Annotated in this window: 12 protein-coding genes and 2 pseudogenes; 1 reads left to right on the top strand and 13 read right to left on the bottom strand. The window is 57.4% G+C overall.

The features are described from left to right. Positions 1-444 precede the first annotated feature (444 nt). Positions 445-1,540, top strand: a pseudogene (locus AVTE2539_RS14715) (IS3 family transposase). 27 nt (positions 1,541-1,567) lie between these two features. Here the strand turns inward: AVTE2539_RS14715 and AVTE2539_RS14710 are convergent. From AVTE2539_RS14710 to ispG, 13 genes and pseudogenes are all read right to left on the bottom strand, one after another. Next, positions 1,568-1,846: pseudogene (locus AVTE2539_RS14710) on the bottom strand (DDE-type integrase/transposase/recombinase); the annotation flags it as partial. Between the two features lie 368 nt (positions 1,847-2,214). After that, on the bottom strand, positions 2,215-2,739 hold the full coding sequence (locus AVTE2539_RS14705; protein ID WP_284411600.1) for a phosphoribosyltransferase: 525 nt from the start codon (positions 2,737-2,739) through the stop codon (positions 2,215-2,217). 52 nt (positions 2,740-2,791) lie between these two features. Further along, on the bottom strand, positions 2,792-4,168 hold the full coding sequence (locus tag AVTE2539_RS14700) for an adenylosuccinate synthase (RefSeq protein WP_284411598.1): 1,377 nt from the start codon (positions 4,166-4,168) through the stop codon (positions 2,792-2,794). Positions 4,169-4,197: 29 nt separating this feature from the next. Next, the gene (locus AVTE2539_RS14695) at positions 4,198-5,346 is read right to left on the bottom strand and encodes an ATP phosphoribosyltransferase regulatory subunit (RefSeq protein ID WP_284411596.1); all 1,149 of its coding nucleotides are present in this window, start codon (positions 5,344-5,346) and stop codon (positions 4,198-4,200) included. A 220-nt stretch (positions 5,347-5,566) separates the two neighbouring features. After that, positions 5,567-6,484 (bottom strand): protease modulator HflC, encoded by a 918-nt coding sequence (gene hflC / locus AVTE2539_RS14690; RefSeq protein ID WP_284411594.1) that lies wholly within the window; start codon positions 6,482-6,484, stop codon positions 5,567-5,569. Positions 6,485-6,493: 9 nt separating this feature from the next. Further along, positions 6,494-7,855 carry an FtsH protease activity modulator HflK gene (gene hflK, locus AVTE2539_RS14685; RefSeq protein WP_284411592.1) on the bottom strand — a complete coding sequence of 454 codons (1,362 nt, stop codon included), beginning with the start codon at positions 7,853-7,855 and terminating at the stop codon, positions 6,494-6,496. A 52-nt stretch (positions 7,856-7,907) separates the two neighbouring features. Continuing rightward, entirely contained in the window at positions 7,908-9,086 is a 1,179-nt protein-coding gene (hflX, locus tag AVTE2539_RS14680) for a GTPase HflX (protein WP_284411589.1), read from the bottom strand. A 55-nt stretch (positions 9,087-9,141) separates the two neighbouring features. Next, on the bottom strand, positions 9,142-9,396 hold the full coding sequence (hfq, locus tag AVTE2539_RS14675) for an RNA chaperone Hfq (RefSeq protein ID WP_272568224.1): 255 nt from the start codon (positions 9,394-9,396) through the stop codon (positions 9,142-9,144). A 100-nt stretch (positions 9,397-9,496) separates the two neighbouring features. After that, positions 9,497-10,840, bottom strand: a complete 1,344-nt coding sequence (der, locus tag AVTE2539_RS14670) for a ribosome biogenesis GTPase Der (RefSeq protein WP_284411587.1) — start codon at positions 10,838-10,840, stop codon at positions 9,497-9,499. A gap of 13 nt (positions 10,841-10,853) precedes the next feature. Beyond that, the gene (gene bamB / locus AVTE2539_RS14665; protein WP_502868926.1) at positions 10,854-12,026 is read right to left on the bottom strand and encodes an outer membrane protein assembly factor BamB; all 1,173 of its coding nucleotides are present in this window, start codon (positions 12,024-12,026) and stop codon (positions 10,854-10,856) included. Continuing rightward, positions 12,023-12,703: a YfgM family protein gene (locus AVTE2539_RS14660; RefSeq protein WP_284411585.1), complete on the bottom strand. Its 681-nt coding sequence runs from the start codon at positions 12,701-12,703 to the stop codon at positions 12,023-12,025. Before AVTE2539_RS14660 ends, bamB begins: the two co-directional genes overlap by 4 nt. Positions 12,704-12,715: 12 nt before the next feature. Next, a complete protein-coding gene (gene hisS / locus AVTE2539_RS14655; protein ID WP_502868925.1) occupies positions 12,716-14,050 on the bottom strand; it encodes a histidine--tRNA ligase in 1,335 nt (444 codons plus the stop codon). A gap of 74 nt (positions 14,051-14,124) precedes the next feature. Next, positions 14,125-15,369 carry a flavodoxin-dependent (E)-4-hydroxy-3-methylbut-2-enyl-diphosphate synthase gene (ispG, locus tag AVTE2539_RS14650; RefSeq protein WP_284402501.1) on the bottom strand — a complete coding sequence of 415 codons (1,245 nt, stop codon included), beginning with the start codon at positions 15,367-15,369 and terminating at the stop codon, positions 14,125-14,127. Positions 15,370-15,400: the final 31 nt, after the last annotated feature.

Raw genomic sequence — 15,400 nt, 5'->3', positions numbered from 1 at the left:
CCAACCTTTCTTGTCAGACTCTCCGGACAACTCAGTCATCCGTCTCACCTGCCAAGCCCGCAAGTATAGACCACTTTTCCCACACCCGTAGGAGAAAGATGACAAAAAATTGTCATCAAACCCCTCCTCCCAACACAGCCTGCACCGCATCACTAACTGGATTGCCCGCCCGGTCCTGTAGACCACCCCAACCTCAAGCCGAGGCGCGTTCAAACTCTTCGGAAAATGATACTGCCGAGATGGTTGTGGCCGAGGGTTCGGTGGTAGAACGCCTTGATGTAGTCGAAGACATCGGGGCGCCCCAAATCCCTAGTTTTGTAGATACGCTTTTGGATGCGCTCCTTTTCGGGCTGCTGAAGAACGACGCGACGACGGCATTGTGAATGCCTCCTCGAAATCTTGATCCAACTGGGAGTAGAGAATCCAAACCCATGGAGCCTCTACATGAAGAAATCCAGATTCACTGACAGCCAGATCGTTGCGATCCTCAAGGAGGTCGAGCTTGGCGGCAAGGTTGGCGAGACGTGCCGCAAGCACGGCATCAGCGAGCCGACCTACTACAAGTGCAAGAGCCGCTTCGCCGGCATGAACGTGTCGAGCCTGGCGCAACTGCGAGAGTTGCAGGACGAGAACGCGCAGCTCAAGCGCATGTACGCGGAGCTGGCGCTGATGCACAGCGAGCTCAAGGATGTCATCGAGCGAAAGCTCTGACCCCGGAGCGCCGCGAGCAGGTCGTGCAAGCGCTGATGGCGGACCATGGCTTGAGCCAACGTCAAGCCTGTCGAGCCAGCGGGATCGCAAGATCCACCTTGCGCTACAGGGCCGTGGCTCGCGACGATTCCGGGGTGATCGAGTTCCTCGAACAGCACATCGCGGTGAACCCGCGGCATGGCTTCGGCCTGATCTACGACAGTGCTCGCCATCAAGGCAAGCCCTGGGGCAAGACCGTGATGTGGCGCGTGTACTGCGATCTCAAGCTCAATCTGCCCAGGCGCGGCAAGAAGCGATTGCCCGCGCGCATCAAGCTGCCCTTGGACCGCGCGCGCGAACCCAATCAGCACTGGAGCTGCGATTTCATGGCTGACGCGCTCTGGTCGGGGCGGCGCTTCAGGACGTTCAACGTCATCAACGAGTTCAACCGCGAAGCGCTGCCATCGAGGTCGACACGAGTCTGCCGGCAGCGCGCGTGATCCGGGCCTTGAGCGAACTGGTCGAGGTGCGCGGCGCGCCGTTGTCGATCCGGTTGGACAACGGGCCGGAATTCATCGCCCAGGCGTTATGCGACTGGGCCGCTGCTAAAGGCATCGAGCTACGTCACATCCAACCCGGCCAGCCTACCCAGAACGCCTATGTCGAGCGCTTCAACAAGACCTACCACACCGAGGTGCTGGACTGCTACGTCTTCGACTCGTTGGCCGAGGTGCGAGCCATGACTGCCGATTGGCTTCAGCGCTACAACCACCATCGACCACATGAAGCGCTGGGTCGCGTGCCGCCAGTCGAGTACCGTATAAAACGATTCCCTGACCTCTACTTCTGACTGGCACAGGAAATCAAGGAGGCTTCAATTGTCCCCGCGGTCCATGCTCTGCTCTAAGTTGCGGGCTGTGCAGAAGCGTTTGAAGTCGTCGCTTTCATATTGGCTGGCTTGCTCGCTATGAACTAGGATCCCCTGCTGGGATTTGCGGCGCCACACCGCCATCAGTAAAGCGTCGAAAGCCGGCTCCCTGCCCAACGTGGCCTTCATGGACCAGCCCACGACCTTACGGGTGCAGAGGTCCAGAAACACGACTAGGTACAGCTTGCCAAGTCCGGATGTAGTGATGTCTGTGACCCAGACCTTGTTGCCAAGTTGAATATATGTTCGCCGGTATCCGCCGCTACTAAAGGGGGGCAACTTCGTGCGCACGATCGGAAAAGCGCGCCACGGTGGGCATGACGATGATTGCCGCCTGCTACAACATGAAGCACTTGGCCTCATTACTGGAGCGGGGCATGGATTCGTCCTTCAAACCCGCCACTTGAAAGGCAAAGGTGGCCCGCAAACGGCGAAAGCGTGAGCCGTCAGGGCGGCTAGGCCCCGATGCAAGTGGCACAGATCATCGGGGACCTCATCGCGGATTCAAAATGGCTGGAGTCTGACCGTCCGTATTCAGATTAGTGCCGCACCTAGAGTTGCGAGATGTTCTCCTCACACAGAGTCCCCACATCAAACTATAACCGCCATTTATCCATTAATTTCTCAGGACTCAAATTATCGTAGCCCTCAAAAGGTTGGTGAATCCAAGGATTAGTGGTTAAAAATTCAACGGAATAATCCGGGGTGAAGCGTGAAATTGCCTTAGTCCAAATTACGGCACTACGTAGCTCTACAATAGGAACGTATTGATTCTTCAACAACTCTATAACCGCATTCAAGGTATGCCCGGAATCAGCCAAATCATCCACCAAAAGCACTTTACCCGCAATTTCGCCCTTTGGCGTCGTGATAAACCTTGCAATATCCAAGTGCCCCTGAATTGTCCCCGCTTCTGCGCGATATGAACTAGTGGACATTATTGCAAGCGGCTTGCTAAATATCCGACTTAAAATATCCCCAGGACGCAGCCCACCACGGGCTAGACACAAAATCGTATCAAACTCCCAGCCAGACTGGTGAATCTTAAGTGCCAATTTCTCAATCAAGCTATGATATTCATCATAGCTCACATATAGATGCTTACCGTCTTCCGTTAACATTAAGTACTCCTGATTCACGCACCAACCTCACACAGTGACTAACTAGTAAATTTCAACTTACCAAGTATGGGTTATGCAATGTAATGGTGTGATCTCGATCAGGACTCGTGGAAATCATAGCAATTGGAACCCCAGTCACCTCCTCAATTCGCTCCAAATACCTTCTCGCATTAGCAGGTAGCTCTTCATATCTTGTCACCCCCACAGTCGATTCAGTCCAGCCGGGAATCGACTCATAAATGGGAGTGCAGCGGGAAATCTCCTCTGCACCCATCGGTAAAATTTCGATGTGCGCTCCATCAAGCTCATACCCTGTGCAAAGCATCAGTTCCGACAACCCATCCAACACGTCCAGCTTCGTGATACAGAGCCCTGTCAATCCATTGACTTGGGCACTTCGCTTCAAAAGTGCTGCATCGAACCAACCACAACGGCGACTACGGCCTGTAGTGACGCCTTTTTCCGCGCCTACCGTGCTCATGTGATAACCCGGTGTACCAGGAACCTCCCAATCCAGTTCCGTAGGGAAAGGACCTCCTCCAACCCGCGTGCAATAAGCTTTGGTGATGCCCAAAACATAGTGAAGCAGGTTGGGACCCACGCCAGATCCCGCAGCAGCATTGCCAGCGACACAATTGCTAGATGTCACATAGGGGTAAGTGCCATGGTCTACATCCAGCAAGGTTCCCTGTGCACCCTCAAAAAGCAAATTGGCTCCCGCTACATGGGCAGCATTCAATTCGCTAGATACATCTGCAATCATGGGACCAAGCAGTTTTGCATGTTGCATAGCCTCGTCGAAGACTGCATTGAATTGCACTTCTCCGTCAACCAAATAGGGGGCCAACGAATCACCAAAAACAAAAGAGCCGGAGTTTAAAAAATTCTTGAGAACATGGTTATGCAGTGCCAGCAAACCACGCAGCTTTTCAGCAAAACGGGCTGGATACTTCAGGTCTTGGACACGAAGTGCGCGTCGAGCAATTTTGTCTTCGTAAGCAGGACCAATACCACGACCTGTTGTTCCTATTTTTTCGGTCCCCTGGTGCTCGCGTGCAGCCTCTCGGGCCACGTCGATGGCTACGTGAAAGGGCAAAATGAGTGGGCAGGCTTCGCTTACTCGAAGGCGCGATCGAACCTCAACCCCAGCTTTTTCCAAGCCTTTTATTTCTTCAAACAACTTGGCAACCGACAGCACGACACCATTGCCGATGTAGCATTTGACGCCCGGCCGCATGATGCCACTCGGAATCAAGTGCAAGGCCGTCTTGACGCCATTGATGACCAAAGTGTGACCTGCATTGTGCCCGCCTTGGAAACGAACAACACCTTGGGCGCTTTCTGTAAGCCAATCAACCAGCTTTCCCTTGCCTTCATCACCCCATTGGGTGCCTACAACGACTACGTTCCGACCTTTGGTTGCTTTCATTTCAAACCCGATTCAATATAGCTAATGCTTCAGATAACTTTCACGATCCAACGGTCGGCAACTTTGGCCAACTCCCGGTCGTAACGAAACTCGTCGAACTCACTCTCACTACCAGGAAAAACGCATACAACGGTCTCGCCGCGGCTTCGCAACTCAGCGACAGCTTCGTTGACGTCGGAATCTTGCATCCACGGGGCCCTGATGGCAGTTTTCAAAGCCCGTGGAGATACAACGCCTACCAGTTGTTTGATATCTAAGCTAAACCCGGCTGCAGGACGGTTGCGGCCAAACACCGCTCCAACTTCATCGTACCGACCACCACGAACCACAGCGTCGCTCGCTCCCTTTGCATAAATGGTGAACCGAGTTCCGCTGTAGTAGGCATACCCTCTCAAATCCGCCAAATCAAATGTGACGTTGGCCCCTACAAGATGAGCAGCCAAAGATCGCAAGTTGTTTAATATTTCGTCCACACCGGGAACGTGATGAAGCGCTTTCTGTGCTTCGTCCAAAACAGAAATGTCACCGTATAACTGTAGCAACGCATTCAGCCCCTCACGCGATTCCGAAGGGAAGCCGCGCGTAAGACTTGCCAATTCGCTCCCATCTTTGGCTGCAAGTGCGGCATGCACTCTGCGTACCGCATACGCGTCCAAAGAGAGATTTGTAAGAAGACGCCGCACGATGCGTACATCTGCTAAATCTACGCTGGTGTCACGAACTTCGGCCACGCGTAGACATTGCAGCGCAAGCAAAACCGCCTCTAGGTCAGCTTCCAGACCCGCGTGACCATAAATTTCGGCGCCAAATTGAAGCGGCTCTCTCGTTGCATGGGGGCGATCGGGCTTCGTATGAAGCACAGGCCCGCAATAGCACAGCCGCGTAACACCTTTGCGGTTGAGCAAATGGGCATCAATGCGTGCAACCTGCTGTGTCATATCGGCGCGTACACCCAAGGAGCGCCCCGACAGCTGGTCGACCAGCTTGAAGGTCTGAAGGTTGAGCGCCTCACCCGTGCCCGTCAACAACGACTCCAAATGTTCCATCAAGGGAGGCATGACCAGCTCATAGCCGTAGCCCTGAGCGGTGTCTATCAGCCCGCGACGTAGTTCTTCGATGTGTCGAGCCTCGGAAGGCAAGACATCGGCAATGTGATCCGGCAGGACCCAGGCAGACATGGAAAGTGGGAGGCTGTTAAAAACGCGATTCTACCGGCATGACCATCCGCAGTGGCCGCATCCACCAACCGCAGCGAACTGACCAAGCGGTCATATGCATGCGTGATCGGCACGATGCATCAATGGACCACGTGTGATGCCGAATTGCTGTACCAAGACAACAGCACGGGAAGTCACAAAAAAGTAAGCGCGCCCAGTGAGGGCGCGCTATCCATGGACTCTACTTACGAGTCGCGGATGTAGGCGCAGCACCAGAGCTAACGCCACCTCCACGGAAAGCTTTGAAAAATTCAGTGGAGGAAGGGTCTACCACCATGACATCGCTCTTCTTATTGAAGCTCGACTTGTAAGCTTCCAAGCTGCGATAGAACTGCGCAAATTGCGGGTCACGTCCAAAAGCTTCTGCATAAACGCGAGCAGCTTCTGCATCACCTTCGCCCTTCACCTTCTGGGCATCGCGATATGCGTTGGCAATCGCGACTTCACGCTGACGGTCTGCATCCGCTCGGATTTTTTCGCCCTCTGCCGCCCCTGTGGAACGCAGTTCGTTGGCCACCCTCTTGCGCTCAGCCTCCATGCGACGATAAACAGACTCCGTGATGGCCTCGACATAGTCCACGCGGGTGATGCGAACATCAACGACATCGACGCCCCAAGGCTTGGCACCTTGAACGACCTCCAGCACCTCGCGCTTCACGTCCGACATCAAAGCATCACGCTTGAGTGACAACAACTCCTTGACGGTCCGCTTGTTGACCTCTTCCTGGAAGGCGTTACGCACGACCCGATTCAACTGCAGCGCTCCGGCATTCTCATCAAGGCCGACGTTGCGAATGTAAGCTGACGGATCTGAGATCCTCCAGCGCACATACCAGTCAATGACCACCCGCTGCTTTTCGGCAGTCAACATCGACTCGGTGTCAGTGCTGTCAAGTGTCAACAACCGCTTGTCGATGTATCGCACATTCTGAAAGGGCGGGGGCATCTTGAAGTTAAGACCTGGCTCCGTAATCACATCTTTGATCTGACCCAGTTGGTACACCACACCGAATTGGCGCTGGTCCACCACAAACAAGGTTGAGCTCAAAAGAGCAAGCAAAACCAAGACAGTAGAAACGAAAAATCCGACTCTGTTCACAATGCGCTCCTATCGAGACTCGCGCTCACGCGTACGGCTGGAGTCCCGTGCACGGGGGTCAGCGGGAAATGTGGAAGCAGTTCCCGACGGCGGAACAGCAGACGACACCGCTGGCGGCAAGGAATCATTCGACGCTGCAGCACCAGTCTGCGCGACACCCTGCATGATCTTGTCCAAAGGCAAGTACAACAGATTCGAGCCCTGACGGGACTCCACCAGCACTTTGGTGACGTTCGTGTAGATCTGCTGCATCGATTCGATGTAGAGGCGGTCCCTGGTCACCTGGGGCGCCTTTTGATACTCAGCAAGCAGCGAACTGAATCGCTGCGCATCGCCCTGGGACTGAGCCACAATCCGCGACTTGTAGGCTGCTGCTTCCTCAGCCAACCGAGAGGCCGACCCGACCGCGCGAGGGATGACATCGTTGGCATATGCTTGAGCTTCATTCTTGGCCCGCTCCCGCTCCTGCCCCGCCTTCAGAACATCATCGAAAGCTGCCTGCACTTGCTCAGGAGGACGCACCCCTCCCTGCTGCAAATTGATGCCCACCACTTCGACACCAACCTTATAGCGATCCAAGATCGTCTGCATGAGAGTGCGCACCCTTGGCGCAATTTGATCTCGCTCTTCGGCCAAAGCGGTATCCATCCGCATCTTGCCGACGATCTCCCGCACCGCAGTCTCAGCTGCTTGCACCACGGCATCTGATGGGTTACGGCTCTCAAACAACCAAGCTCTCGCATCGTTCAAACGGTACTGCACGGCAAATTTGATTTCGACGATATTCTCGTCTTCAGTCAGCATTGCCGATTCACGCAAGCCGGTGCTTTTGATCACCACATCCCGGCCGACATCGGCAGACCGGATTTGCGTCACAAAAACGAGTTCGTGACGCTGGATCGGATAAGGCAGCCGCCAGTTGAAACCGGCGTTCACGGTGCTCTTGTATTTTCCAAACTGCGTGATGACGGCCTGCTGACCTTCTTGCACAATGAAAAATCCGGTCCCAAGCCAGATCAACACGGCAATTGCGGCAATCAAGCCAACGCCGAAACCCGCATTTTTCATGTCCGGCTGGAAACCGCCGCCTGCAGGACCACGGCCTCCACCCTGCTTTCCCCCAAAGAGACCGCCCAGCTTGCGGTTGAGGTCACGCCAGAGTTCATCCAGGTCCGGTGGCTGGCCAGCGGTGTTTTTGTCACGTCCTCGATGACCCGAGGGGGGCGTGGATGGGGGACGCTCCGAATCGGAGTTTCCCGTGCCATCGTTCTTATCATCGCCACGACCCCAACGGGGGTCATTCAGATTCAACATTCCCCGGATGCGCTCAGGCAATATGGCCCAGCGCGGGATACGGCTTTGAGGATTCATTCGCAAAATCTCTGTTTCTCTGAATACGTGAACAAAGCGGCATTGTGCCCAATCAGGCCCTATCTGGAGGCAATTCAGCATCGGCACCTAGGGTCATGGATGCCGGCTGGGCTTTGGGCACGCAGTCCGACAATCCGCGCCTCAAGGAGGACAGCCCTTCTCCAGAGCCAGCACTCAGGAAGAACCGCTGAACAGGGGTACCTTGCATGTCGTAGATGTCATTCAAGACTTCCGGCCGTTGCTCGGGCGCCAACATGTCCAGCTTGTTGAAGACCAGTATCTGGGGCACGTTCGCAGCGCCGATTTCAGAGAGCACCCGCTGGACTTCCATAATTTGCTCTGGAAAGTTGGGATTCGATGCATCCACCACATGCAGCAAAAGATCTGCATCCACCGCCTCCTGGAGGGTTGCCTGGAACGCATCAATCAGTCCATGGGGAAGATCACGGATGAATCCCACGGTATCCGACAAAGACACCGATCGTCCTGCCTCCGAAAGATAGAGTTGGCGAGTCGTCGTATCCAATGTGGCAAACAGCTGGTCTGCGGCATACGCTCGCGCTTTTACCAGTGCGTTGAACAGTGTGGATTTACCGGCATTCGTGTACCCCACCAACGATATGTTGAAAGTATCCCGGCGCTCGCGCTGGCGTCGCTGTGTGGAGCGCTGACGCTTGACCTTTTCGAGTCTTTCGCGTGTGCGCTTGATCGACTCACCGATCATTCTTCGATCAAGCTCGATCTGTGTTTCGCCTGGCCCACCCCGGGCTCCGATGCCCCCACGCTGACGCTCCAGATGGGACCAGCGTCGGACAAGTCTGGTGCTCAGGTATTGGAGTTTTGCCAACTCCACTTGCAGCTTGCCCTCATGGCTTCTAGCACGCTGGGCAAAGATTTCCAAGATCAACAACGTTCGATCATTGACTGGAAGATCCAGATGCCGTTCGAGATTGCGTTGTTGCGCTGGACTCAAGGCCTGGTCAAACAGCACTTCCACCGCCTGATGCATCTGCGCAAGCAGCCGGATCTCGTCCGCCTTGCCACTGCCTACAAACAAGGCGGCATCAGGGGCTTTCCGCTTGCAGGTGATTCGCGCCACGGGATTCAATCCCGCTGTCTGCGCAAGCAGACCCAACTCTTCCAGCTCAGCGTCGAAATGGGGCAAACCAAAATCAACGCCAACCAAGATGACCGGCGTCTTCGGTGAGTCAGGCGTATCGTATGAACTCAAGACGGCCCGCCCAGAGGCATGTTCGCTACATGCCCGACGGGCATACCACCTTCGTTCAAGAGTTACCGGCCTCGGCGTCGGGCGCTTCAGCCGTCGAGAAGTTGACAGCGCGACCTGGGACGATGGTAGAGATGGCGTGCTTGTAGACCATCTGGGTGACCGTGTTACGCAGCAGCACCACGTATTGGTCGAATGATTCGATCTGGCCCTGAAGCTTGATGCCGTTCACGAGGTAGATCGAGACGGGTACATGCTCGCGACGAAGCGCGTTCAGGAAGGGATCTTGAAGAAGTTGGCCTTTGTTGCTCACGATATTCTCCGTGTTCAGGAATATTGTTGTAAAGCGGCACCTTACCACAGCTGTAGAGGCGCCGAAGGAAAACCGAGGAAACCCCTCGCAAGGTTCTGGGCTAGTGGTCGCCCTTATCGGTGAAGGGGTTGTGCGACGTCTTCAACTCGATGCGAAGGGGGGTCCCGACCAGATCGAACTCTTTGCGGAAACGGCCTTCTAGGAAGCGTTTATACGCTTCCGTGACATGCTCCAACGAATTGCCATGGACCACGATGACAGGCGGATTCATGCCGCCTTGATGGGCGTATCGCAACTTGGGCCGGAACATGCCAGAACGCTTGGGCGCTTGGAACTGCACCGCCTCCAGCAACAACCGCGTCAATACGGGCGTGGACATCTTGCACATCGCCGCTTTCTGGGCCTGCACGATGGATGTCCACAAAGGGCCCAACCCCTGGCGCTTCTTTGCCGAAATGAAATGCAACGACGCAAACTTGAGGAACGACAACCGCGTCTCGATGGAGCGCTCCAGCAGCTGTCGACCATAGTCGTCCATGGCATCCCATTTGTTGACCGCCAAAACCACCGCTCGGCCACTTTCAAGGATGTATCCAGCGATGTGCGCATCCTGGTCGGTGACCCCTTGGGTCGCATCGAGGACAAGAAGCACCACATTGGCGGACTCAATGGCTTGCAGTGTCTTCACCACGGAGAACTTCTCGATGGCTTCGAACACCTTGCCTTTTCGACGCAAGCCTGCGGTGTCGACCAGCTCAAAGCGCTGGCCATTGCGCTCGAAAGGAACGGAAATGGCGTCTCGCGTGGTCCCTGGCATATCGAATGCCACCAGGCGCTCCTCGCCCAGCCACGTATTGATCAGGGTGGACTTACCGACATTCGGGCGGCCAGCTACCGCAAGCTTGACCACGCTCTTGTCTTCGGCTTCCGAGTCTTCGTCCGGATCCGGCAAGTGGAGAGGCTCAAGAGCCAACTCAACCAAGCTGCGAATACCCTGTCCGTGGGCTGCTGAAATGGGATAGATCTCTCCCAACCCCAGCTCATAGAACTCGACGAGTTGCACCCCCTCGCGCATTCCCTCGGCCTTGTTGCCGACAAGGAGACAGGGCTTGCCCAGGCGCCGCAGGTAGTTGGCGATGTCATGGTCCTGAGCAGACAACCCGGCGCGGGCATCGACGACAAAGATGACGACATCGGCCTCAGCGACAGCCTGCTGTGTCTGCTTGGCCATCTCGCGGTAAATGCCGCTGGCGGCATCGGGCTCGAAGCCTCCGGTGTCGATCACGATGTATTCGTGCTTGCCCTGCTTTCCGTTCCCGTAGTGCCGGTCACGCGTCAAGCCTGCGAAGTCGGCAACGATCGCATCCCTCGATTTCGTCAGCCGGTTGAAAAGAGTGGATTTGCCCACATTGGGGCGACCGACCAAAGCGATGACTGGTTTCATCCAGGTCAACCCGTCAATCCGGGCGGAAGCCGTAAACGCCGCCATTGCGCGTTACGACCACCAGAGTGCTCCCTGCCGCCACCGGCGCTGCAGCGATGCCCGAACCATCCGTTGTCATACGATTCAGCGGTGAGCCATCTTCACGCGAGAGCAGGTGCACCAAGCCCGTGTCGTCACCGACGACGACCGACCTGCCAAGCAACAGCGGTGCGGTCAAGCGCCGGTATTGAAGTCGGTCCGAAGACCAGGCACGCGAGCCATCGGCACGCCGCCAGGCCACCACCACCCCATTGCTCTCCGTGCCGAAAATCGTGGTGTCATCGCCGTGAATGCCTTCCGTTCCATTGGCCGGCTGTGTCCAGGCCACGGTACCTCGCACCGTGTTCACACAGCCCACCGTGGACACAAAAGCGCGGGCACAAACACTGTCGCCCTCGCGGCTTGTGCGCCCGACCAATTCAACCAGCCGCTCGACATCATTGGTCCCTCTGGGGCTGGCCAGCGGCGCTTCCCAACGCACCGTGCCATTGTCGGGATTGAATCCAACCATCCGGCCCGCCAGTCCCGCGACCAACGTGTCGCCCACAGCCGTCAATACACCCGACTGGCGCAACACCAGCGGCTCTCCCGGCCTGGGTTGATTCCACAAACGAAGTCCCGTCGCAGCATCAAACGCCGAAACGGACCGATCGGCCGCCAGGACGAAGATGCGATTGCCCGCCACCAACGGCGCTGTGTACGCTTGCGCGGACAGCGGCTTGCGCCAGATCTCACGGCCATCGGACAAGACAATCAACTGGTTATCGACGGAGACCACCGCGGCCCACTTGCCGTCGCTGCCCACACCAGCAGACAAAGGCGTGCCAAGGCTGGCTCGCCAGACATCACCGCCGGTGCGCGCATCGACGGCAGCGACCACGCCATCCGCAGAAGCCACCGTCACCGTGTTGCCATTGACATGCACATCGAGCGGCAGCCGACCGATGGCGCCCACTTTCGACGTCCACGCCTGGCGCACACCGATCACTGGTACGTTCGCACCCAACTCGGCGGGCTTCGGCTTTGCGGGACCGCCCCACAGGGAGCAACCGGTCAACAGTAGAAAGCATGCCGTTGCCACGGCAGCGACCGCTGCGCGTGGCGCACCCAAAAGTGTTGTCTGAAAACCCATGCGACCGCGCATCATTTGGAATCTCCAGCAGTCGCTGCCGAGGCCACGAGTTGTGGCTGCACACCCAGGGCATTGAGCTTCACCTCGACCAAGCGGCGGTACTCCATGCCCTCCTCCAGCGATTTGTAGGCACGCTGGTATTCAGCGATGGCCTCCGGCTTCTTGTCCAGCAGCGCCAATGCGTCGCCCTTGCGGTCCGCAACCAAGGCATCGAACTCTGCAGGAAAACTTCCGGACAACTGTTTCAACGCTTCGTCGTATGCCTTTTGGTCCATCAATAGGCTGGCAAGCCGCAGTTTGGCCAGTGCCTTGTAGCCCGCATCCGAAGCATTGTCGGCAACCCAAGCCAGAGCCGCCTTGGCACCGTCTGGATTACCGCTTTCCACCAAGCTTTTGGCCACCAGCAGACCGGCTTGCCCCGCCTTTGTCGTACCGCCATATCGCGATTTGAGGTCGCCGAAAGCCTGCTCCAAGCGCGCGGTGTCTTTTGCCTGCGCAGCCGTTTCCACGGCATCGGACAGCGCAGCCGCTTGTGCCGCCTGCCGGTTCTGCCAATACTGGTATCCGTTCCATGCCGCAAATGCGCCGAAAATCAATACTAGGATGCCACTGATCAGCGTGCCCCAGGTGTTCCAGAAATGCTTGAGTTGGTCAAGCTGCTCTTGTTCTTCAAGATCGAGGTGATTTGCCATGTAGGGTCTCTGTTAGCGGGGGGATTGTAGAGTGGGCGCCCAGTCGGGCAGCGCATTGAGCGCCCGCTCCACCTGGTCACCCCCGCCTTCCCGCAGTGGTTTGATCGTCACGACCGATCGCGCAAGCTCATCGGAACCAAAGATCAATGCGTGCCTGCAGCCGCTGGCATCGGCCTTCTTGAACTGCGATTTCATGCTGCCCATGCCTTCGCCCCGAACCGCAGGGCTGTGCATCTGCACGCTCACGCCCAAGGCCCGCAACCGCTGCAGCACGGCCATGACAGCGGGCAACGACTTTTCGTCCGGCACGATGGCATAGGCATCGGCCACCAGCACGGGCGGGGCCGCTTCTTGCTCTTTGACGAGTTCCAGCACACGCTCCACGCCAAGAGCCCAGCCCACCGCCGGCGCAGGCTTGCCCCCGATTTGCTCGAAGAGATAGTCGTAGCGCCCTCCGCCGCAAATAGTGCCTTGGGAGCCGAGCTGCTCCGTCACGAACTCAAAGACCGTGAGGTTGTAGTAATCCATGCCCCGGACGAGGCGCGGATTGACGGTCCAGGCCACGCCATTCGCATCAAGGATGGCCTTGACGGTGTCGAAGTGGCGCCTGGATTCTTCGCCAAGGTAGTCCAGTAGTTTGGGAGCCGCTTGCACCAAGCTCTGCATGGCCGGATTCTTCGTATCCAGGATGCGCAGGGGATTGCTGTGCAGGCGGCGGCGAGCATCCTCGTCCAAAAGCTCAGAATGGCCTTCCAGATAGGCGATGAGCGCCGCACGGTGGGCTTTGCGCTCTTCAGGCTGCCCAAGGCTGTTGAGTTCCAGGCGAACGTCTTTCAGGCCCAGTTCCTTCCAGAGTGCATCCGCCAGCAGGATCAGCTCGGCGTCGACCTCGGCGCCATGGAAACCCATGGCTTCGGCACCGATCTGATGAAACTGCCGGTAGCGCCCCCGCTGTGGCCGCTCATGGCGGAACATCGGCCCCATGTAGTACAGGCGCTTGCCACCGTCGTACAGCATCGAATGCTCCGCTGCGGCACGAACGACGCCTGCCGTCGCCTCGGGGCGCAGCGTCAGATGCTCACCGTTCAAACGGTCTTCGAACGAATACATTTCCTTTTCGACGATATCGGTCACTTCGCCCAAGCCACGCACGAACAGCGCCGTCGGTTCGACGATGGGTGTTCGCACATTGCGATAGGCATATCGGGCCATGAGTGCCCGCACCTTGTCTTCCAGCCATTCCCAGCGCGCCGAGTCGGGGGGAAGAATATCGTTCATGCCTTTGACGGCCACCAATTTGCCGGTCTTTGGCAGAGGATTGCTTGTCTTGTTGCTCACGGAATGCATCAATGGGTTAAGTGACTGGCGCGCCAGCAGCGGCCTGCACATGCACAGGCTCGGAAGGCGGCTTTCAATTCAGATCAAGAAGCAGCGACCGCCGTGCTGAAGCGGTCGGCGATGTAGCGTTCGACGAGCTGCTGGAACTCCTGCGCGATATTGTCGCCGCGCAGGGTCAACGCCTTCTCTCCGTCGATGAAGACGGGCGCGGCCGGGGCCTCTCCGGTGCCTGGCAAGCTGATGCCGATGTCGGCATGCTTGCTTTCACCCGGACCGTTCACGATGCAGCCCATCACCGCCACCTTGATCTTTTCGACCCCGGGGTATTTGAGTCGCCAGACCGGCATCTGCGACCGCAGAAAGTCATCGATCTGCTTGGCCAACTCCTGAAAGGTGGTGCTGGTCGTGCGCCCGCAACCGGGGCACGCTGTCACGCTGGGCACGAACATGCGCAAACCCAGCGCCTGCAAAATTTCGGAAGCCACGACGACTTCCTGGGTGCGGGCCTCGCCAGGCTGCGGCGTGAGGGAGACGCGGATGGTGTCGCCGATGCCTTCCTGCAAAAGAATCGACAAGGCCGTGGTGGATGCCACGGTTCCCTTGGTGCCCATGCCCGCTTCGGTCAGGCCCAAGTGCAAGGCGTAGTCGCAACGCTTTGCCAACTCACGGTACACGGACACCAGATCCTGCACTCCGCTGACCTTGCACGACAGGATGATCTGGTTGCCATCCAGACCCATTTCCTCTGCGCGCTTTGCCGATTCGATGGCCGATGTGATCAGCGCTTCATACATGACCTGCCGCGCATCCCAGGGAGACGGCCGCCGATTGTTGGCATCCATGAGCTCGGCGAGCAATTCCTGGTCGAGGCTGCCCCAGTTGACGCCGATGCGCACGGCCTTGTCCCAGCGCATGGCCGCGTCGATCATCTGACCGAACTGGCGGTCGCGCTTGTCGCCCTTGCCGACATTGCCGGGGTTGATGCGGTACTTGGACAGCGCCTGGGCGCAATCGGGGTATTCGGTCAGCAGCCGGTGCCCGTTGTAATGGAAATCTCCCACCAGCGGAACGGTTTCGCCCATGCGATCAAGCTGCTCGCGGATATAGGGCACCGCCGCAGCCGCTTCGGGCGTGTTCACGGTGATCCGGACGAACTCGGAGCCGGCCTGCGCCAGTTCTTTGATCTGTATCGCCGTGCCGATTGCATCGACGGTGTCAGTATTGGTCATGGACTGCACGCGCACGGGTGCGTCTCCGCCCACCGTGACAACACGCGAGCCCCAGGTGATTCGGGCTTGCCGCGAGCGTCGCGGCTGGGGCGCAGCCATCGCAATCGGAAAAGCGGGCGTCAATAAAGGG

Origin of the sequence: Acidovorax sp. SUPP2539 (assembly GCF_030158975.1) — a bacterium.
Lineage (GTDB): Bacteria > Pseudomonadota > Gammaproteobacteria > Burkholderiales > Burkholderiaceae_C > Paracidovorax.
Note: the sequence above shows the minus strand (reverse complement) of the source record. Positions and strands in the feature narration are given on the sequence as shown.